This is a genomic window from Streptacidiphilus alkalitolerans (genome assembly GCF_042511045.1).
GTDB classification, from domain to species: Bacteria; Actinomycetota; Actinomycetes; order Streptomycetales; family Streptomycetaceae; genus Streptacidiphilus; species Streptacidiphilus alkalitolerans.
The window spans coordinates 319,737-334,042 of the sequence record NZ_JBHEZX010000003.1 but is presented as its reverse complement, the minus strand read 5'-3'; the positions used below and the strand labels follow the sequence as shown (position 1 = coordinate 334,042).

At 70.4% G+C, this 14,306-nt stretch carries 10 protein-coding genes; 8 read left to right on the top strand and 2 right to left on the bottom strand.

The genetic code is table 11. The features are described 5' to 3' along the window. The first annotated feature begins 19 nt into the window (after nucleotides 1-19). From nuoL to rarD, 8 genes are all read left to right on the top strand, one after another. Complete coding sequence (gene nuoL / locus ACEZDG_RS08285; protein ID WP_380504689.1) at nucleotides 20-1,915, top strand: NADH-quinone oxidoreductase subunit L; 1,896 nt, start codon at nucleotides 20-22, stop codon at nucleotides 1,913-1,915. Continuing rightward, a complete protein-coding gene (locus ACEZDG_RS08280) occupies nucleotides 1,912-3,564 on the top strand; it encodes an NADH-quinone oxidoreductase subunit M (RefSeq protein WP_380504686.1) in 1,653 nt (550 codons plus the stop codon). Before nuoL ends, ACEZDG_RS08280 begins: the two co-directional genes overlap by 4 nt. Further along, nucleotides 3,561-5,222 carry an NADH-quinone oxidoreductase subunit NuoN gene (gene nuoN / locus ACEZDG_RS08275; protein ID WP_380504683.1) on the top strand — a complete coding sequence of 554 codons (1,662 nt, stop codon included), beginning with the start codon at nucleotides 3,561-3,563 and terminating at the stop codon, nucleotides 5,220-5,222. Before ACEZDG_RS08280 ends, nuoN begins: the two co-directional genes overlap by 4 nt. Nucleotides 5,223-5,373: 151 nt before the next feature. Then, entirely contained in the window at nucleotides 5,374-6,399 is a 1,026-nt protein-coding gene (locus ACEZDG_RS08270; RefSeq protein ID WP_380504680.1) for a polyprenyl synthetase family protein, read from the top strand. 95 nt (nucleotides 6,400-6,494) lie between these two features. Continuing rightward, nucleotides 6,495-7,154 (top strand): LuxR C-terminal-related transcriptional regulator, encoded by a 660-nt coding sequence (locus tag ACEZDG_RS08265; RefSeq protein ID WP_380505456.1) that lies wholly within the window; start codon nucleotides 6,495-6,497, stop codon nucleotides 7,152-7,154. A 145-nt stretch (nucleotides 7,155-7,299) separates the two neighbouring features. Further along, on the top strand, nucleotides 7,300-9,228 hold the full coding sequence (locus tag ACEZDG_RS08260; RefSeq protein ID WP_380504677.1) for a 2-oxoacid:acceptor oxidoreductase subunit alpha: 1,929 nt from the start codon (nucleotides 7,300-7,302) through the stop codon (nucleotides 9,226-9,228). Continuing rightward, entirely contained in the window at nucleotides 9,221-10,294 is a 1,074-nt protein-coding gene (locus ACEZDG_RS08255; protein WP_380504674.1) for a 2-oxoacid:ferredoxin oxidoreductase subunit beta, read from the top strand. Before ACEZDG_RS08260 ends, ACEZDG_RS08255 begins: the two co-directional genes overlap by 8 nt. 61 nt (nucleotides 10,295-10,355) lie before the next feature. After that, a complete protein-coding gene (rarD, locus tag ACEZDG_RS08250; protein ID WP_380504671.1) occupies nucleotides 10,356-11,330 on the top strand; it encodes an EamA family transporter RarD in 975 nt (324 codons plus the stop codon). On the opposite strand, the gene ACEZDG_RS08245 is transcribed toward rarD, so the two are convergent. Both ACEZDG_RS08245 and ACEZDG_RS08240 read right to left on the bottom strand, forming a co-directional pair. Further along, nucleotides 11,290-12,618: an ABC transporter substrate-binding protein gene (locus ACEZDG_RS08245; RefSeq protein WP_380504669.1), complete on the bottom strand. Its 1,329-nt coding sequence runs from the start codon at nucleotides 12,616-12,618 to the stop codon at nucleotides 11,290-11,292. The genes rarD and ACEZDG_RS08245 overlap by 41 nt on opposite strands. Before the next feature lie 361 nt (nucleotides 12,619-12,979). Next, a complete protein-coding gene (locus tag ACEZDG_RS08240) occupies nucleotides 12,980-14,215 on the bottom strand; it encodes a LolA family protein (protein ID WP_380504667.1) in 1,236 nt (411 codons plus the stop codon). Nucleotides 14,216-14,306 lie beyond the last annotated feature (91 nt).

The following is a 14,306-nucleotide window of genomic DNA, read 5'->3' as shown; positions in this document are numbered from 1 at the left end:
CGGCGGAGGCTGACTGACCGTGGACAATCTCATCCCCGTACTGGTTGGGCTGCCCCTGGCCGGAGCCGCCGTGCTCCTGCTGGGCGGCCGCCGATTGGACCGCTTCGGCCACTGGCTGGGCGTCCTCGCCTCCACCGCGTCCTTCGCCGTGGGGCTCGTCCTGTTCTTCTCGATGCTGGGCCGTTCCACCGACGCCCGCCCGATCCACAACCACCTGTTCACCTGGGTGCCGGTCGAAGGCTTCCAGGCGCAGATCGGCTTCCAACTCGACCAGCTCTCGGTCGTCTTCGTGCTGCTGATCACCGGTGTCGGCTCGCTGATCCACCTCTACTCGGTGGGCTACATGGAGCACGACGAACGCCGGCGGCGCTTCTTCGGCTATCTGAACCTGTTCCTGGCGGCGATGCTGCTGCTGGTCCTCGCCGACAACTACCTGCTGCTGTACATGGGCTGGGAGGGCGTGGGCCTGGCCTCGTACCTGCTGATCGGGTTCTGGCAGCACAAGCCCAGCGCGGCCACCGCCGCCAAGAAGGCGTTCCTGGTCAACCGGGTCGGCGACATCGGCCTCTCGGTCGCGATCATGCTGATGTTCAGCACCTTCGGGACCTTCGCCTTCGGCCCGGTGTTCGCCACCGCGCACACCGCCTCCCAGGCCACGCTGACCGGCATCGGGCTGATGCTGCTGCTGGCCGCCTGCGGCAAGTCGGCCCAGGTGCCGCTGCAGTCCTGGCTCGGCGACGCGATGGAGGGCCCGACCCCGGTCTCGGCCCTGATCCACGCGGCGACCATGGTCACCGCCGGGGTCTACCTGATCGTCCGCTCCAGCGCCATCTTCAACCTGGCCCCGACCGCCCAGCTGGCGACGGTGTGCGTGGGCGCGGTGACGCTGCTCTTCGGTGCGATCGTCGGTTGCGCCAAGGACGACATCAAGAAGGCCCTGGCCGGGTCGACCATGTCGCAGATCGGCTACATGGTGATGGCCGCCGGGCTCGGCCCGATCGGCTACGTCTTCGCCATCATGCACCTGGTGACCCACGGCTTCTTCAAGGCAGGCCTGTTCCTCGGCGCCGGCTCGGTCATGCACGGCATGAACGACGAGGTCGACATGAGGAAGTACGGCGGGCTGCGGAAGTACATGCCGCTGACCTTCGTCACCTTCGGCCTCGGCTACCTGGCGATCATCGGCTTCCCCGGCCTGTCCGGCTTCTACTCCAAGGACAAGATCATCGAGGCGGCCTTCGGCCACGGCGGCGCCGAGGGCTGGATCCTCGGCTCGGCCGCCCTGGTCGGCGCCGCGGTCACCGCGTTCTACATGACCCGGGTGATGCTGATGACCTTCTTCGGCCAGAAGCGCTGGGTCCCCGACGCCGAGGGCCACGAGCCGCACCCGCACGAGTCCCCGAGGACCATGGGCATCCCGATGGCGGTGCTGGCGGTCGGCTCGGTCTGCGCCGGCTTCCTGTTCAACTGGAACAGCTCCTTCGTGAAGTGGCTGACCCCGGTCACCGGCCACGAGGAGGGCAACTCCCCGCTCGGCGCGACCACGGTCTCGCTGGTCACCATGGCGGTGATCGTCGTCGGCATCGTGATCGCCTGGCTGGTCTACGGACGGCAGCCGGTCCCGGCCACCGCGCCGGTCGGCTCGCTGCTCACCCGGGCGGCCCGCCGCGACCTGCTGCAGGACGACTTCAACCACGTGGTCCTGGTCGGCGGCGGCGAGCACCTCACCCGCTTCCTGGTCTACCTGGACGCCAAGGGCTTCGACGGCATCGTCAACGGCATCTCCGCCGCTGTCGGCGGCAGTTCGGGGCGGATGCGCAAGCTCCAGAACGGATATGTCCGCTCCTACGCGCTGTCGATGTTCGGCGGTGCGCTGGTGCTGGTCGCCACGACTCTCCTGATGAGGATGGCATGAGCTCCTTCCCTCTCCTCACCGTCGCGGCTGCGCTCCCCGCAGTCGGCGCGGTCCTGACCGCCGCGCTGCCGGCCGCCACCAATGCCAGGCGGCGCGACCTCAACAAGGCCGTGCCGCTGGGACTCGCGCTGCTGACCCTGGTGCTGGCGGCGATCGTCGCGATCCGCTTCAAGCCGGGCGGCGCCCGCTACCAGATGACCGAGTACCACGCCTGGATCGCCGACTTCGGCGTCAGCTACAGCCTGGGCGTGGACGGCATCGCGGTCGTCCTGATCCTGCTCACCGCGGTGCTGGTGCCGGTGGTGATGCTGGCCTCCTGGCACGACGCCGACCCGGTCGCCAACGACGCCGGGACCTTTGAGCGCAGCCGCCGCACCCAGGGCTTCTTCGCGCTGATCCTGGCGGTGGAGGCGATGGTGGTGATCTCCTTCGAGGCCACCGACGTCTTCCTGTTCTACGTGTTCTTCGAAGCCATGCTGATCCCGATGTACTTCCTGATCGGCGGCTTCGGCGACCGCACCCAGGGCGAGGACGCCCGCCAGCGCTCCTACGCCGCGGTGAAGTTCCTGCTCTACAACCTGCTCGGCGGACTGATCATGCTGTCCGCGGTGATCGGCCTCTACGTCATCACCGCCAAGCAGGGCGTCGGCACCGACGGCCACGGCACCTTCAACCTGTCGACCATCACCCAGGCGCTGGCCTCCGGGAAGCTGAAGTTCTCCGGCACCGCCGAGAACGCGCTGTTCCTCGGCTTCATGTTCGCCTTCGCGGTGAAGGCCCCGCTGTGGCCGTTCCACACCTGGCTGCCCAACGCCATGGGGGAGTCCACCGCCGGGGTGGCCGTGCTGATCACCGCGGTGGTCGACAAGGTCGGCACCTACGCGATGATCCGGTTCTGCCTCCAGCTGTTCCCGGACGCCTCGAAGACCTTCGCCCCGGCGATCCTGATCCTCTCGGTGATCGGGATCATCTACGGCGCGCTGCTGGCGGTGGGTCAGAAGGACATCAAGCGGCTGATCGCCTACGCCTCGCTGTCGCACTTCGGCTTCATCATCATGGGCATCTTCGCGATGACCAGCCAGGGCCAGTCCGGGGCGACCCTCTACATGGTCAACCACGGCATCTCCACGGCCGCCCTGCTGCTGGTGGTCGGCTTCCTGATGTCCCGTCGGGGCAGCAGGCTGATCGCCGACTACGGAGGCGTCCAGAAGGTCGCCCCGGTGCTCGCCGGGACGTTCATGATCGGCGGCCTGGCGACGCTGTCACTGCCCGGACTCGCGCCCTTCGTCAGCGAGTTCCTGGTCCTGGTCGGCACCTTCACCCGCTACCCGGTGATCGGGATCATCGCCACCGCGGGCATCGTCCTGGCCGCGCTCTACGTCCTGGTGCTCTACCAGCGGACCATGACCGGCCCGGTGAAGCCCGAGGTGGCCGGGTTCAAGGACCTCCGGGCCCGCGAACTGGTCGTGGTGACCCCGCTGATCGCGCTGCTGCTGCTGCTCGGGGTCTTCCCCAAGCCGATCACCGACATCATCAACCCGGCGGTCCGGGCCACCCTGTCCGACGTCCACCGGACCGACCCGGCCCCGGCCCACCCGGCGCCGCTCGCCCAGGTGGCGCCCTCGACTGCTAACGGAGGTGGCCAGTGAGCGCCGCGCCGAACGTTGTCCACAGCCTGTGGACGCTCGCTGCCGACTCCAGCGGGGTGGCGACCATCCCGGCACCCCACATCGAGTACACCCAGCTGTCGCCGATGCTGATCGTCTTCGGCGCGGCGGCGGTGGGCATCCTGGCCGAGGCGTTCCTGCCCCGGCGGAACCGCTACTGGGCCCAGATCGCCATCGCCCTGGCCGGACTGATCGGCGCCTTCGTCGCCATCGTGCTGCTCGCCGCGGACGGGTACGCCACCACCAAGGCGCACCTGGCCGCGATGGGCGCGGTCGCGGTCGACGGTCCTTCGCTGTTCCTGGACGGGGTCATCGTCCTGGTGGCGGTGGTCGCGGTGCTGGGCTTCGCCGAGCGCCGGCTGGAGCCCCGGTCCAGCACCGGCGCCCCGGTGGACGCCTTCGCGCCGCAGGCGGCGACGGTCCCCGGCAGCGACGCGGAGAAGTCCGCCGCCCGCTCCGGCTTCGCCACCACCGAGGTCTTCCCGCTCACCATGTTCGCGGTCGGCGGGATGCTGCTCTTCCCGGCCGCCAGCGACCTGCTGACCATGTTCGTGGCGCTGGAGGTCTTCTCGCTCCCGCTCTACCTGCTCTGCGCGCTGGCCCGGCGCCGGCGGCTGCTCTCGCAGGAGGCGGCGGTCAAGTACTTCCTGCTCGGGGCGTTCTCCTCGGCCTTCTTCCTGTTCGGCCTGGCCCTGCTCTACGGCTACGCGGGCACCGTCTCGCTCGGCGGCATCGCCGACGTGGTCTCCGGCACGGCCACGCCCACCCCGGCGCTGGCCAACACCACCGGCAATGACGCGCTGCTGCTGATCGGCCTGGCCATGCTGGGGGTCGGCCTGCTGTTCAAGGTCGGCGCGGTCCCGTTCCACGCCTGGACCCCGGACGTCTACCAGGGCGCGCCCACCCCGGTCACCGGCTTCATGGCCTCGGCCACCAAGGTGGCCGGCTTCGGCGCGCTGCTGCGGCTGCTCTACGTGGCCTTCCCCGGCCTCAGCTGGGACTGGCGCCCGGTGATGTGGGGTGTGGCGATCCTCACCATGGCGGTCGGCGCGATCATCGCGGTCACCCAGACCGATGTGAAGCGGCTGCTCGCCTACTCCTCGATCGCCCACGCGGGCTTCATCCTGACCGGCGTGATCGCCATGAACAAGCAGGGCCTCGGGGCGGTGCTGTTCTACCTCGGCGCCTACTCCTTCGTGACCCTCGGCGCCTTCGCGGTGGTCACCCTGGTCCGCGACGCGAGCGGCGAGGCCACCCACCTCTCCCGCTGGGCCGGCCTCGGCCGGCGCTCGCCACTGGTCGCGGCGACCTTCGCACTGTTTCTGCTCGCCTTCGCCGGCATCCCGCTGACCAGCGGCTTCGCCGGAAAGTTCGCCGTGTTCCAGGCGGCGGCGAGCAGCGGCGCGACCCCGCTGGTGATCGTCGGTGTGCTGTCCTCGGCGGTCGCCGCGTTCTTCTACATCCGGGTGATCGTGCTGATGTTCTTCTCCGACCCGCAGCCCAACGGGCCCACGGTCGCGGTCCCCAGCGCGTTCACGGCCACCGCGATCGCGCTGGGCGTGCTGGTCACCCTGGGGCTGGGAATCCTGCCCCAGTACTTCCTGCACCTCGCCGACCAGGCCTCGCTGTTCGTCCACTGAGGCCGTGCTGCGCCTGCCCGGCACACCGGGCAGGCGCAGTGATCGTCTTCCGGACCGGATACGCTGCACAGGATGGCCGAGGCACCCCTGGGACGGCGTGCCCTGGGCATAAGCCGCAATGAGCGACCGACCAGCGACAGGAGAGTTCCCGGTGACCGTCGTGGGGCCCTTCGGGCTGAGCGTGCAGGACCAGGCACTGGAAGCGGACGTCCAGATCGGCATCGCGGGCGTCGAGCAGGCGCTGGCCGAGGCGACCAAGAGCGATGTGCCCTTCATCACGGTCACCGCCCAGCATCTCAAGGAGGCCGGGGGCAAGCGCTTCCGTCCCCTGCTCGTGCTGCTCGCCGCGCAGTTCGGCGACCCCAACGCACCCGGCGTGATCCCCTCCGCCGTGGTCGTGGAGCTCACCCACCTCGCCACGCTCTACCACGACGACGTCATGGACGAGGCGGCGATGCGGCGCGGCGCGCCCAGCGCCAACGCCCGCTGGGACAACTCGGTGGCCATCCTCACCGGCGACTTCCTCTTCTCCCGGGCCTCCCGGATCCTGGCCGACCTCGGCCCCGAGGCGGTCCGGCTGCAGGCCGGCGCCTTCGAGCGGCTGGTCACCGGCCAGATCCAGGAGACCGCCGGCCCCCTCCCCGGCGAGGACCCGGTCCAGCACTACCTGGACGTGCTCTCCGGCAAGACCGGCTCGCTGATCGCGGTCTCCTGCCACTTCGGCGCGCTGATGGCCGGCGCGGACGAGTGGGTGGCCGATGTGCTCACCCAGTACGGCGAGCGGATCGGCATCGCCTTCCAGCTCGCCGACGACATCCTGGACGTGGCCAGCGACAGCCACGAGTCCGGCAAGACCCCCGGCACCGACCTGCGCGAGGGCGTGCCGACCCTGCCGGTGCTGCTGCTCCGCGCCTCCGAGCCGGACCCCCGGCTGGCCGGCGACCTGCGGCTGCGCGAGCTGATCGCGGCCGGCTTCCCGGCCGACGGCCAGGACAGCGACGCCCGGCACGCCGAGGCGCTGGCCCTGCTCCGGGCCCACCCGGCGCTGGCCGAGGCCCGTGAGGCCACCCTGCGCTACGCGGAGGAGGCCAGGGCCCTGCTCACCCCGCTGCCGGACTGCTCGGCCAAGTCGGCCCTGGAGGGCCTCTGCGACGCGGTGGCGCTGCGCACCATGTAGTTCGTCGTGGTCGTCGCCGCGGACGGTCCCGCGGCGGCCCCGGGTGCGGGAGACTGGGCCGGGAACGGACGTCGACGCAGGGGAGTGCACACGTGCTGCGGGTGGTCATCGCCGAGGATTCGGTGCTGCTGAGGGACGGGCTGACCCGGTTGCTCACCGACCGGGGGCTGGAGGTGGTCGCCGCCGTGGGGGACGGCGAGGCGCTGCTCGCCGCGGTCGATCAGCTGGCCGCGGAGCAGGCCCTGCCGGACGTGGTGGTGGCCGACGTACGGATGCCCCCCACGCACACCGACGAGGGCGTACGGGCCTGTGTGGAGCTGCGCAAGCGGTATCCGGGGGTGGGGACGCTGGTGCTGTCCCAGTACGTCGAGGAGCGCTACGCCTCCGAACTGCTGGCCGGATCCACCCGGGGCGTCGGCTACCTGCTGAAGGACCGGGTCGCCGAGGTGCGCGAGTTCGTCGAGGCGGTGGAGCGGGTCGCGCAGGGCGGGACGGCGCTGGACCCGGAGGTGGTGTCCCAGCTGCTCGGCCGCAGCCGCCGGCACGACGTCCTGGACGCGCTCACCCCGCGCGAGCGCGAGGTGCTGGGGCTGATGGGCGAGGGGCGCACCAACAGCGCCATCGCGCGGCAGCTGGTGGTCTCCGACGGGGCGGTGGAGAAGCACGTCAGCAACATCTTCATGAAGCTCGGCCTGACCCAGAGCTCGGACGACCACCGGCGGGTGCTGGCCGTGCTTACCCACTTGAACACCTGAGCGCCGAGCCCTGTCTGACGAGTAGTCGGATAAGCTTTTTTTCGAGGCCGGGCGGCTGACGACGACCTCACGCGAGGTCTGCTCACCTCGGCTTATGATGCCGAGGAGAGCACCAGCCAACGGCGGCGAGGGAGGCCCGGTCCCGGTGACCAGTCAGGTCGAGGTAGCGGAGTCCACGGACGGCGAACCGGCAGTCCCGCCGGGCGGGGAGACGGTGGGCGGCAAGCAGGTACGCCGGCTCGACCGGGTGGTGATCCGCTTCGCGGGCGACTCCGGCGACGGTATGCAGTTGACCGGCGACCGGTTCACCACCGAGACGGCGGGCTTCGGGAACGACCTGTCGACGCTGCCCAACTTCCCGGCCGAGATCCGGGCCCCCGCAGGGACCCTGCCCGGGGTGTCCAGCTTCCAACTGCACTTCGCGGACCACGACATCCTCACCCCCGGGGACGCGCCCAACGTCCTGGTGGCGATGAACCCGGCGGCGCTGAAGGCCAATCTCGGCGACGTGCCGCGCGGCGCGGAGATCATCGTCAACACCGACGAGTTCACCAAGCGGGCGCTGACGAAGGTCGGCTACGCCGCCGACCCGCTGGAGGACGGCTCGCTGGAGGCGTACTCGGTGCACCGGGTGCCGCTGACCACGCTGACCGTGGAGGCGCTGAAGGACTCCGGCCTGGCCCGCAAGGACGCGGAGCGGGCGAAGAACATGTTCGCGCTGGGGCTGCTGTCCTGGATGTACCACCGGCCGGTCGAGGGCACCGAGCGCTTCCTGCGCACCAAGTTCGCCAAGAAGCCCGACATCGCCGAGGCCAACATCACCGCGTTCAAGGCCGGCTGGAACTACGGAGAGACCACCGAGGACTTCGCCGTCTCCTACGAGGTGGCGCCGGCCACGGCCTCCTTCGCCCCGGGCCGGTACCGGAACATCTCCGGGAACCTGGCGCTGGCGTACGGGCTGGTGGCGGCCTCGCGGCAGTCGGACCTGCCGCTGTTCCTCGGCTCCTACCCGATCACCCCGGCCTCGGACATCCTGCACGAGCTGTCCCGGCACAAGAACTTCGGGGTGCGCACCTTCCAGGCCGAGGACGAGATCGCCGGGATCGGCGCGGCCCTGGGCGCGGCTTTCGGCGGCGCGCTGGGGGTGACCACCACCTCGGGCCCCGGCGTGGCGCTGAAGTCGGAGACCATCGGCCTCGCCGTCTCGCTGGAACTGCCGCTGCTGATCATCGACATCCAGCGCGGCGGCCCCTCCACCGGGTTGCCCACCAAGACCGAGCAGGCCGACCTGCTGCAGGCGATGTACGGCCGCAACGGCGAGGCGCCGGTGCCGATCGTGGCCCCGGCCACCGCGGCGGAGTGCTTCACCGCCGCACTGGAGGCGGCCCGGATCGCGCTGACCTACCGCACCCCGGTGTTCCTGCTGTCGGACGGCTACCTGGCCAACGGGTCCGAGCCGTGGCGGATCCCCGAGCCCGAGGAACTGCCGGACCTGCGGGTGGAGTTCGCCACCGCCCCGAACCGCCCGGACGGGTCCTTCTGGCCCTACCTCCGCGACCCGCTGACCCTGGCCCGGCCCTGGGCCGTGCCCGGCACCCCCGGCCTGGAGCACCGGGTGGGCGGGATCGAGAAGCAGGACGGCAGCGGCAACATCTCCTACGACCCGGCCAACCACGACCACATGGTCCGGATCCGCCAGGCCAAGATCGACGGCATCACCGTGCCGGACCTGGAGGTCGACGACCCGAGCGGCGCGGCCCGGCTGCTGGTGCTGGGCTGGGGCTCCACCTACGGCCCGATCGCGGCCGGGGTGCGCCGGGTGCGGGCGGCCGGCGGACAGGTCGCCCAGGCGCACCTGCGCCACCTCAACCCCTTCCCGGCCAACCTCGGCGAGGTGCTGAAGGGCTACGACCGGGTGCTGGTACCGGAGATGAACCTCGGTCAGCTGGCCCACCTGGTCCGGGCCAAGTACCTGGTCGACGCCCACTCCTTCACCCAGGTCACCGGCCTGCCGTTCAAGGCCGAGCAGCTCGCCGACGCCCTCACCGCCGAACTGGAGGCAGTCCATGCCTGACGCACCCGGCGGCAACGGCCGCTTCCCCTCCCTGAGCCTGGTGCCCAAGGCCGCCGCCCCGCAGAGCCTCAAGGACTTCAAGTCCGACCAGGAGGTGCGCTGGTGCCCCGGGTGCGGCGACTACGCCATCCTGGCCGCGGTGCAGGCGTTCCTGCCCGAGCTGGGCCTGGCCCGGGAGAACATCTGCTTCGTCTCCGGGATCGGCTGCTCCTCCCGCTTCCCGTACTACCTGAACACCTACGGGATGCACTCGATCCACGGCCGCGCCCCGGCCATCGCCACCGGCCTGGCCGCGTCCCGCACCGACCTCAGCGTCTGGGTGGTCACCGGGGACGGCGACGCGCTGTCGATCGGCGGCAACCACCTGATCCACGCGCTGCGACGGAACGTCAACCTCAAGATCCTGCTGTTCAACAACCGGATCTACGGGCTGACCAAGGGCCAGTACTCGCCCACCAGCGAGGTCGGGAAGATCACCAAGTCCACCCCGATGGGCTCGCTGGACGCGCCCTTCAACCCGCTGTCGCTGGCCCTCGGCGCCGAGGCGAGCTTCGTGGCCCGCACCATCGACTCCGACCGCAAGCACCTGCAGTCGGTGCTGCGGGCCGCGGCCGAGCACCGGGGCACCGCGCTGGTGGAGATCTACCAGAACTGCAACATCTTCAACGACAACGCCTTCGAGGCGCTCAAGGAGCCGGCCACCCGCGACCTGGCGCTGATCCGGCTCGAGCACGGGCAGCCGATCCTGTTCGGCGCCGAGGGCGGCGAGGGCGTGTTCCGGGACCCGGCCACCGGCGAGCTGGCCACCGCGCCGGTCACCGAGGCCAACCGCGGCCGGGTGCTGGTCCACGACGCCCACGCGGCCAGCCCGACCACCGCCTTCGCGCTGACCCGGCTGGCCGACCCGGACACCCTGCACCACACCCCGATCGGCGTGCTGCGCAGCGTCCAGCGCCCGGTCTACGACACCCAGATGTCCGAGCAGCTCGACACCGCGGTCGCCCGGCAGGGCCCCGGCGACCTCGCCGCCCTGCTCACCGGCGCCGACACCTGGACGGTGCGCTGACAGCAGCATGGGCGTGAGACACGCATGACAGCAGACCCCCGCGCCCCCTACCTTCAGTGGCATGCAGGAGACGCGAAGAGGGTTCTGGTTCGGCGTGGCCGCCTACGGCTTGTGGGGCCTGTTCCCGCTCTACTGGCCGCTGCTCAAGCCCAGCGGCGCGGGTGAGATCCTGGCCAACCGGATGGCCTGGTCGCTGGTCGCGGTGGTGGTGATCCTCGCGTCCCAGCGGCACTGGGCCTGGATCGGTCCGCTGCTGCGGCAGCCGCGCCGGCTGGCGCTGATAGCCGCCGCCTCGGCGCTGATCTCGGTCAACTGGGGCGTCTACATCTGGAGCGTCAACAGCGGCCATGTGGTGGAGACCTCGCTGGGCTACTTCATCAACCCGCTGGTCACCATCGCCTTCGGGGTGCTGGTGCTGCACGAGCGGCTGCGCCCGGTGCAGTGGGCCGCGGTCGGTGTCGGCACGCTGGCCGTGGTGGTGCTGACCGTCGGCTACGGGCAGCTGCCGTGGATCGCGCTGACGCTGGCGTTCTCCTTCGGCAGCTACGGGCTGATCAAGAAGAAGCTGAACCTGGGCGGCCTGGAGAGCCTGGCCGGGGAGACCGCGTTCCAGTTCCTGCCCGCGCTGGGCTTCCTGGTGTACCTGGCGGTCAGCGGCACCGGCACCTTCGGCCGTACCGTGCCCGGCTCCTACGGCTGGGGCCACACCGTCCTGCTGGCGCTCTGCGGGGTGGTGACGGCCGTGCCGCTGCTGGCCTTCGGCGCGGCGGCCGTACGGGTGCCGCTGACCACGCTGGGCCTGCTGCAGTACCTCGCGCCGGTGTTCCAGTTCGGGCTGGGCATCACGGTGTTCCACGAGCGGATGCCGGCCGCCCGCTGGGCCGGTTTCGCCCTGGTCTGGGCGGCGCTGGCGCTGCTCAGCTGGGACGCGCTGCGCACGGCCAGGGCCTCGGCGGTCGCGGTCCGTGCGGAGGCGACCGCCGAGGGCGTGGCGGTCAGCTGTGCGACAGCGCCGCGTACTGGCCCGCTGCGCTGACCAGGTTCTGCTGCAGCTTGGTCACGCTGCGGTCCTTCAGCCAGTTGACCACGGCCCCGTCGACCGCGGTGTTCCAGGCGCCGGAGGCGACCACACCGTGGGTCAGCGAGCCGGCCAGGACGTCCTTCTTCCACTCGTCCAGGGACCACTGCAGGTAGGGGTCGAACAGGGTGCGCTCGTCCGAGCCGATCGTCTGCCGGGGCGGGATGGCGCCCTTCACCGCGGTGAAGGCGTCCTGTCCGGCCTTGCTGCCGCAGCTGGTGAGCCAGGCGATGGTGGCCGCCCGGTCCTTGGCGCCGACCGGCAGGGTGAAGCAGTCCGAGGCGAACAGGAAGGTGCCCGCGGTGCCGGGCACGGCGCACCAGGCGTAGTCCCGGCCCGGGTAGAGGTTCTGGGCCACGGTGAAGTTGGCCTCGACCCAGTCGCCCATGATCTGGTAGGCGGCCTTGCCGCCGCCGACCAGGGTGCAGACCTGGTCCCAGCCGGCCGCGGGCGCGGTGCCGGGGGCGTAGGTCATGATCTCGGCGAAGGTGTCCAGCGCCTTGGTGACCTGCGGGGTGCTCCAGTCGGCGCCCTTCTTCCACAGCGCCGACCAGGCGTCCGCCTTGAGCGTGCTCAGCAGCACGGTCTCCATGATGTGCTTGACCTGCCAGTCCTGCCCCGGGTCCAGCGAGACCGCGAGCGGGATGACGTTTCCGGCCTTCTTCAGCTTGCGCAGGTTGCCGAGGAACTCGTCCATCGAGGTCGGCTTGGCGCTGACCCCGTGGGCCGCGCACACCTTGGGGTTGGACCAGAGCACGTTGATGTGGTGGGTGTCCACCGGCACCGAGTAGAACTTGCCGTCGCGCTGGATCAGCTTCAGCACCTTCTGGCTGAACTGGGTGTCCCAGCCCTCCTGCTTGTAGAGGAAGGTGAGGTCCTCGATCTGGCCGGCCGTGATGTAGTCGCCGACCATCTCCCCGGCCTGGGCCTGGAAGGTGTCCGGCGGGTTCTTGGCCTTGAGCCGGGAGGCGAGCAGCGCCTTGGCCGCGTCGCCGCCACCGCCGACGATGGCCCGGTTGATGAACTTGATGTTGGGGTTGTTCTGGTTGAACACCGAGACCAGCGAGTCCAGGGCGGCCTTCTCACCGGGATCGGTCCACCAGGAGAAGACCTCCAGCTCGCCGGGCGCGCCGTTCGCCCCGACCGACGAGTTGGAGTCGCTGCTGCAGGCGGAGAGCAGCCCGGTGCTCGCGGTCGCACCGACGACTCCGGCGGCTGCGAGGAAGAAACGGCGGCTCATGGCCATGTGTGGATGTCTCCTGTCGTGCGGGCGAACGTGCGGCGCCGCCCTCGCACAGAGGCGGCACGAAGCAGCCCGCGCCGCCGCTCGGTCCTGGGACTGAGGGAGAGGGGGATCCACACGACCCGGCACGGATTACTGTCACACGTTCAGATGAATAGGCATCATCTGACAGTCCAACAAGCCTGTGCGTCAAGTCAGGATTCATTCAATGAGACGGATTCCGGGCACAATTCGGATTCATTCGTCGGAGAAATTGACACCACTGTGCGTGGTGGGAGAGCGCCGGGAGGGGCGCCCGTTACTCGGACGCCCCTCCCGGTGTCGCTGTGTGACCGGCCTGCTGCTCTCAGGCGCAGGTCAACCGCTACTTTCCGGCGGCCTGCTGCAGCAGTGCCGGAGTGACCGCACCCGCGTAGACGGTCCCATTGTCGGTGATCAGAACGTTCACCAGCTTGGTGGAGATCAACGTGCCGCCCGTGACCTGCTTGCCGAGGGCCTTGAGGCCGCTGATGCCGCTCGCCGTGCTTCCGCCCTTACTGTCGGTGGCGGACGGGGCGAAGGAGTAGATCGTGCTCCAACCAGTCCCGATCGTCCGCTCGTTCGAGCCGATGTCGGACTTGGAGCCCTTCGCGCCCTTCGCGTCCTTTGTGCCGAAGTCCTTCGGAAGGGCCGCGCCGGGCGCCGAATGGGCGGGGGCTGCCTGCTTGATCACCTTGGCGCCGCTCGGCGGGGTGTAAGCGAAGGTGCTCGCGGCCGGTGTGACGAAAGACACCTTCGCAAAGGAGACATTGAGGATCGAGCTGCTGCCGTCCGACGGGTTCACCCGCACCTGCAGCGGCATGCCGTTGGCGGCGTCCACCGCGATCCGCACCTCGCCGACGGTCGAGCCGCTGCCCTTGGGCTTGACGCTCAGCTCGTAGACCGACTGGCCGGCCACCTTGGAGGTGCCCGCCACCGAGACCGTGGTGGACGGGCCCAGCGCCTTCAGCGCCTGCGCCGCCACCTGCTGCGGGTTGCTGAGCCTGCTGTCGGTGCCGCCGGCACCGCCGCTGATGCCGGTCAGCTCGGTGGCGGTGTTGCCCTGGGCCTCGTAGGCCCAGGCCGTACTGCCGTTGTGGACCAGGGTGAACGCGGTGCCCGAGTCGGTGGAGGAGACCCGCTGCCGGTCCGGGCCGTCCACGGCCACCTGGAAGGTGCGCTTGCCGCCGGCCAGCAGCGCCAGCAACTGCTGCTGCGCCGCGGCGGTCTGCGACTGGACCGCCTTGTCGGCACCCGCGCTCGCGGCGGCGGACGGCAGCAGGCCGCTCACCCCGGCCGGGAGGCCCAGGTCCACGCTGGCGGTGACACTGCCGGAGAAGGTCTGCACCTTCGAGGACAGCACCTTGGTCAGCAGCTGCTGGGCGGTGACCGAGGGCAGGTCGTCCTGGCTCGCGGCCAGGGCCGGCACCACGACCACTCCGGCCGCCACCACGGCCGCGATCGCGGCCGGCAGCAGGACCCGCCCCCGGCGTCCGCGCACCCGCGGAACGGAGTCGGCCGCGACCGGTGCCCCGAGTTGGTCGCCCTGGCCCGGGAATTCCTGGTCTGACTGGTTCGACATGTCCTCTGTGTCCCCTCGTCCTACGTTCACGCGTCGGCCGCACCGCTCCCCTCGGCGGCCGCATGCCCTTCTTCTTCCTCCCATTAGACGC

Bases quoted from the DNA above. Each gene is read 5' to 3' on its own strand.
- ACEZDG_RS08280 (WP_380504686.1), top strand. From the start codon at position 1,912: ATGAGCTCCTTCCCTCTCCTCACCGTCGCGGCTGCGCTCCCCGCAGTC.
- ACEZDG_RS08255 (WP_380504674.1), top strand. From the start codon at position 9,221: ATGCCTGACGCACCCGGCGGCAACGGCCGCTTCCCCTCCCTGAGCCTG.
- rarD (WP_380504671.1), top strand. From the start codon at position 10,356: ATGCAGGAGACGCGAAGAGGGTTCTGGTTCGGCGTGGCCGCCTACGGC.
- ACEZDG_RS08245 (WP_380504669.1), bottom strand. From the start codon at position 12,618: ATGGCCATGAGCCGCCGTTTCTTCCTCGCAGCCGCCGGAGTCGTCGGT.
- ACEZDG_RS08240 (WP_380504667.1), bottom strand. From the start codon at position 14,215: ATGTCGAACCAGTCAGACCAGGAATTCCCGGGCCAGGGCGACCAACTC.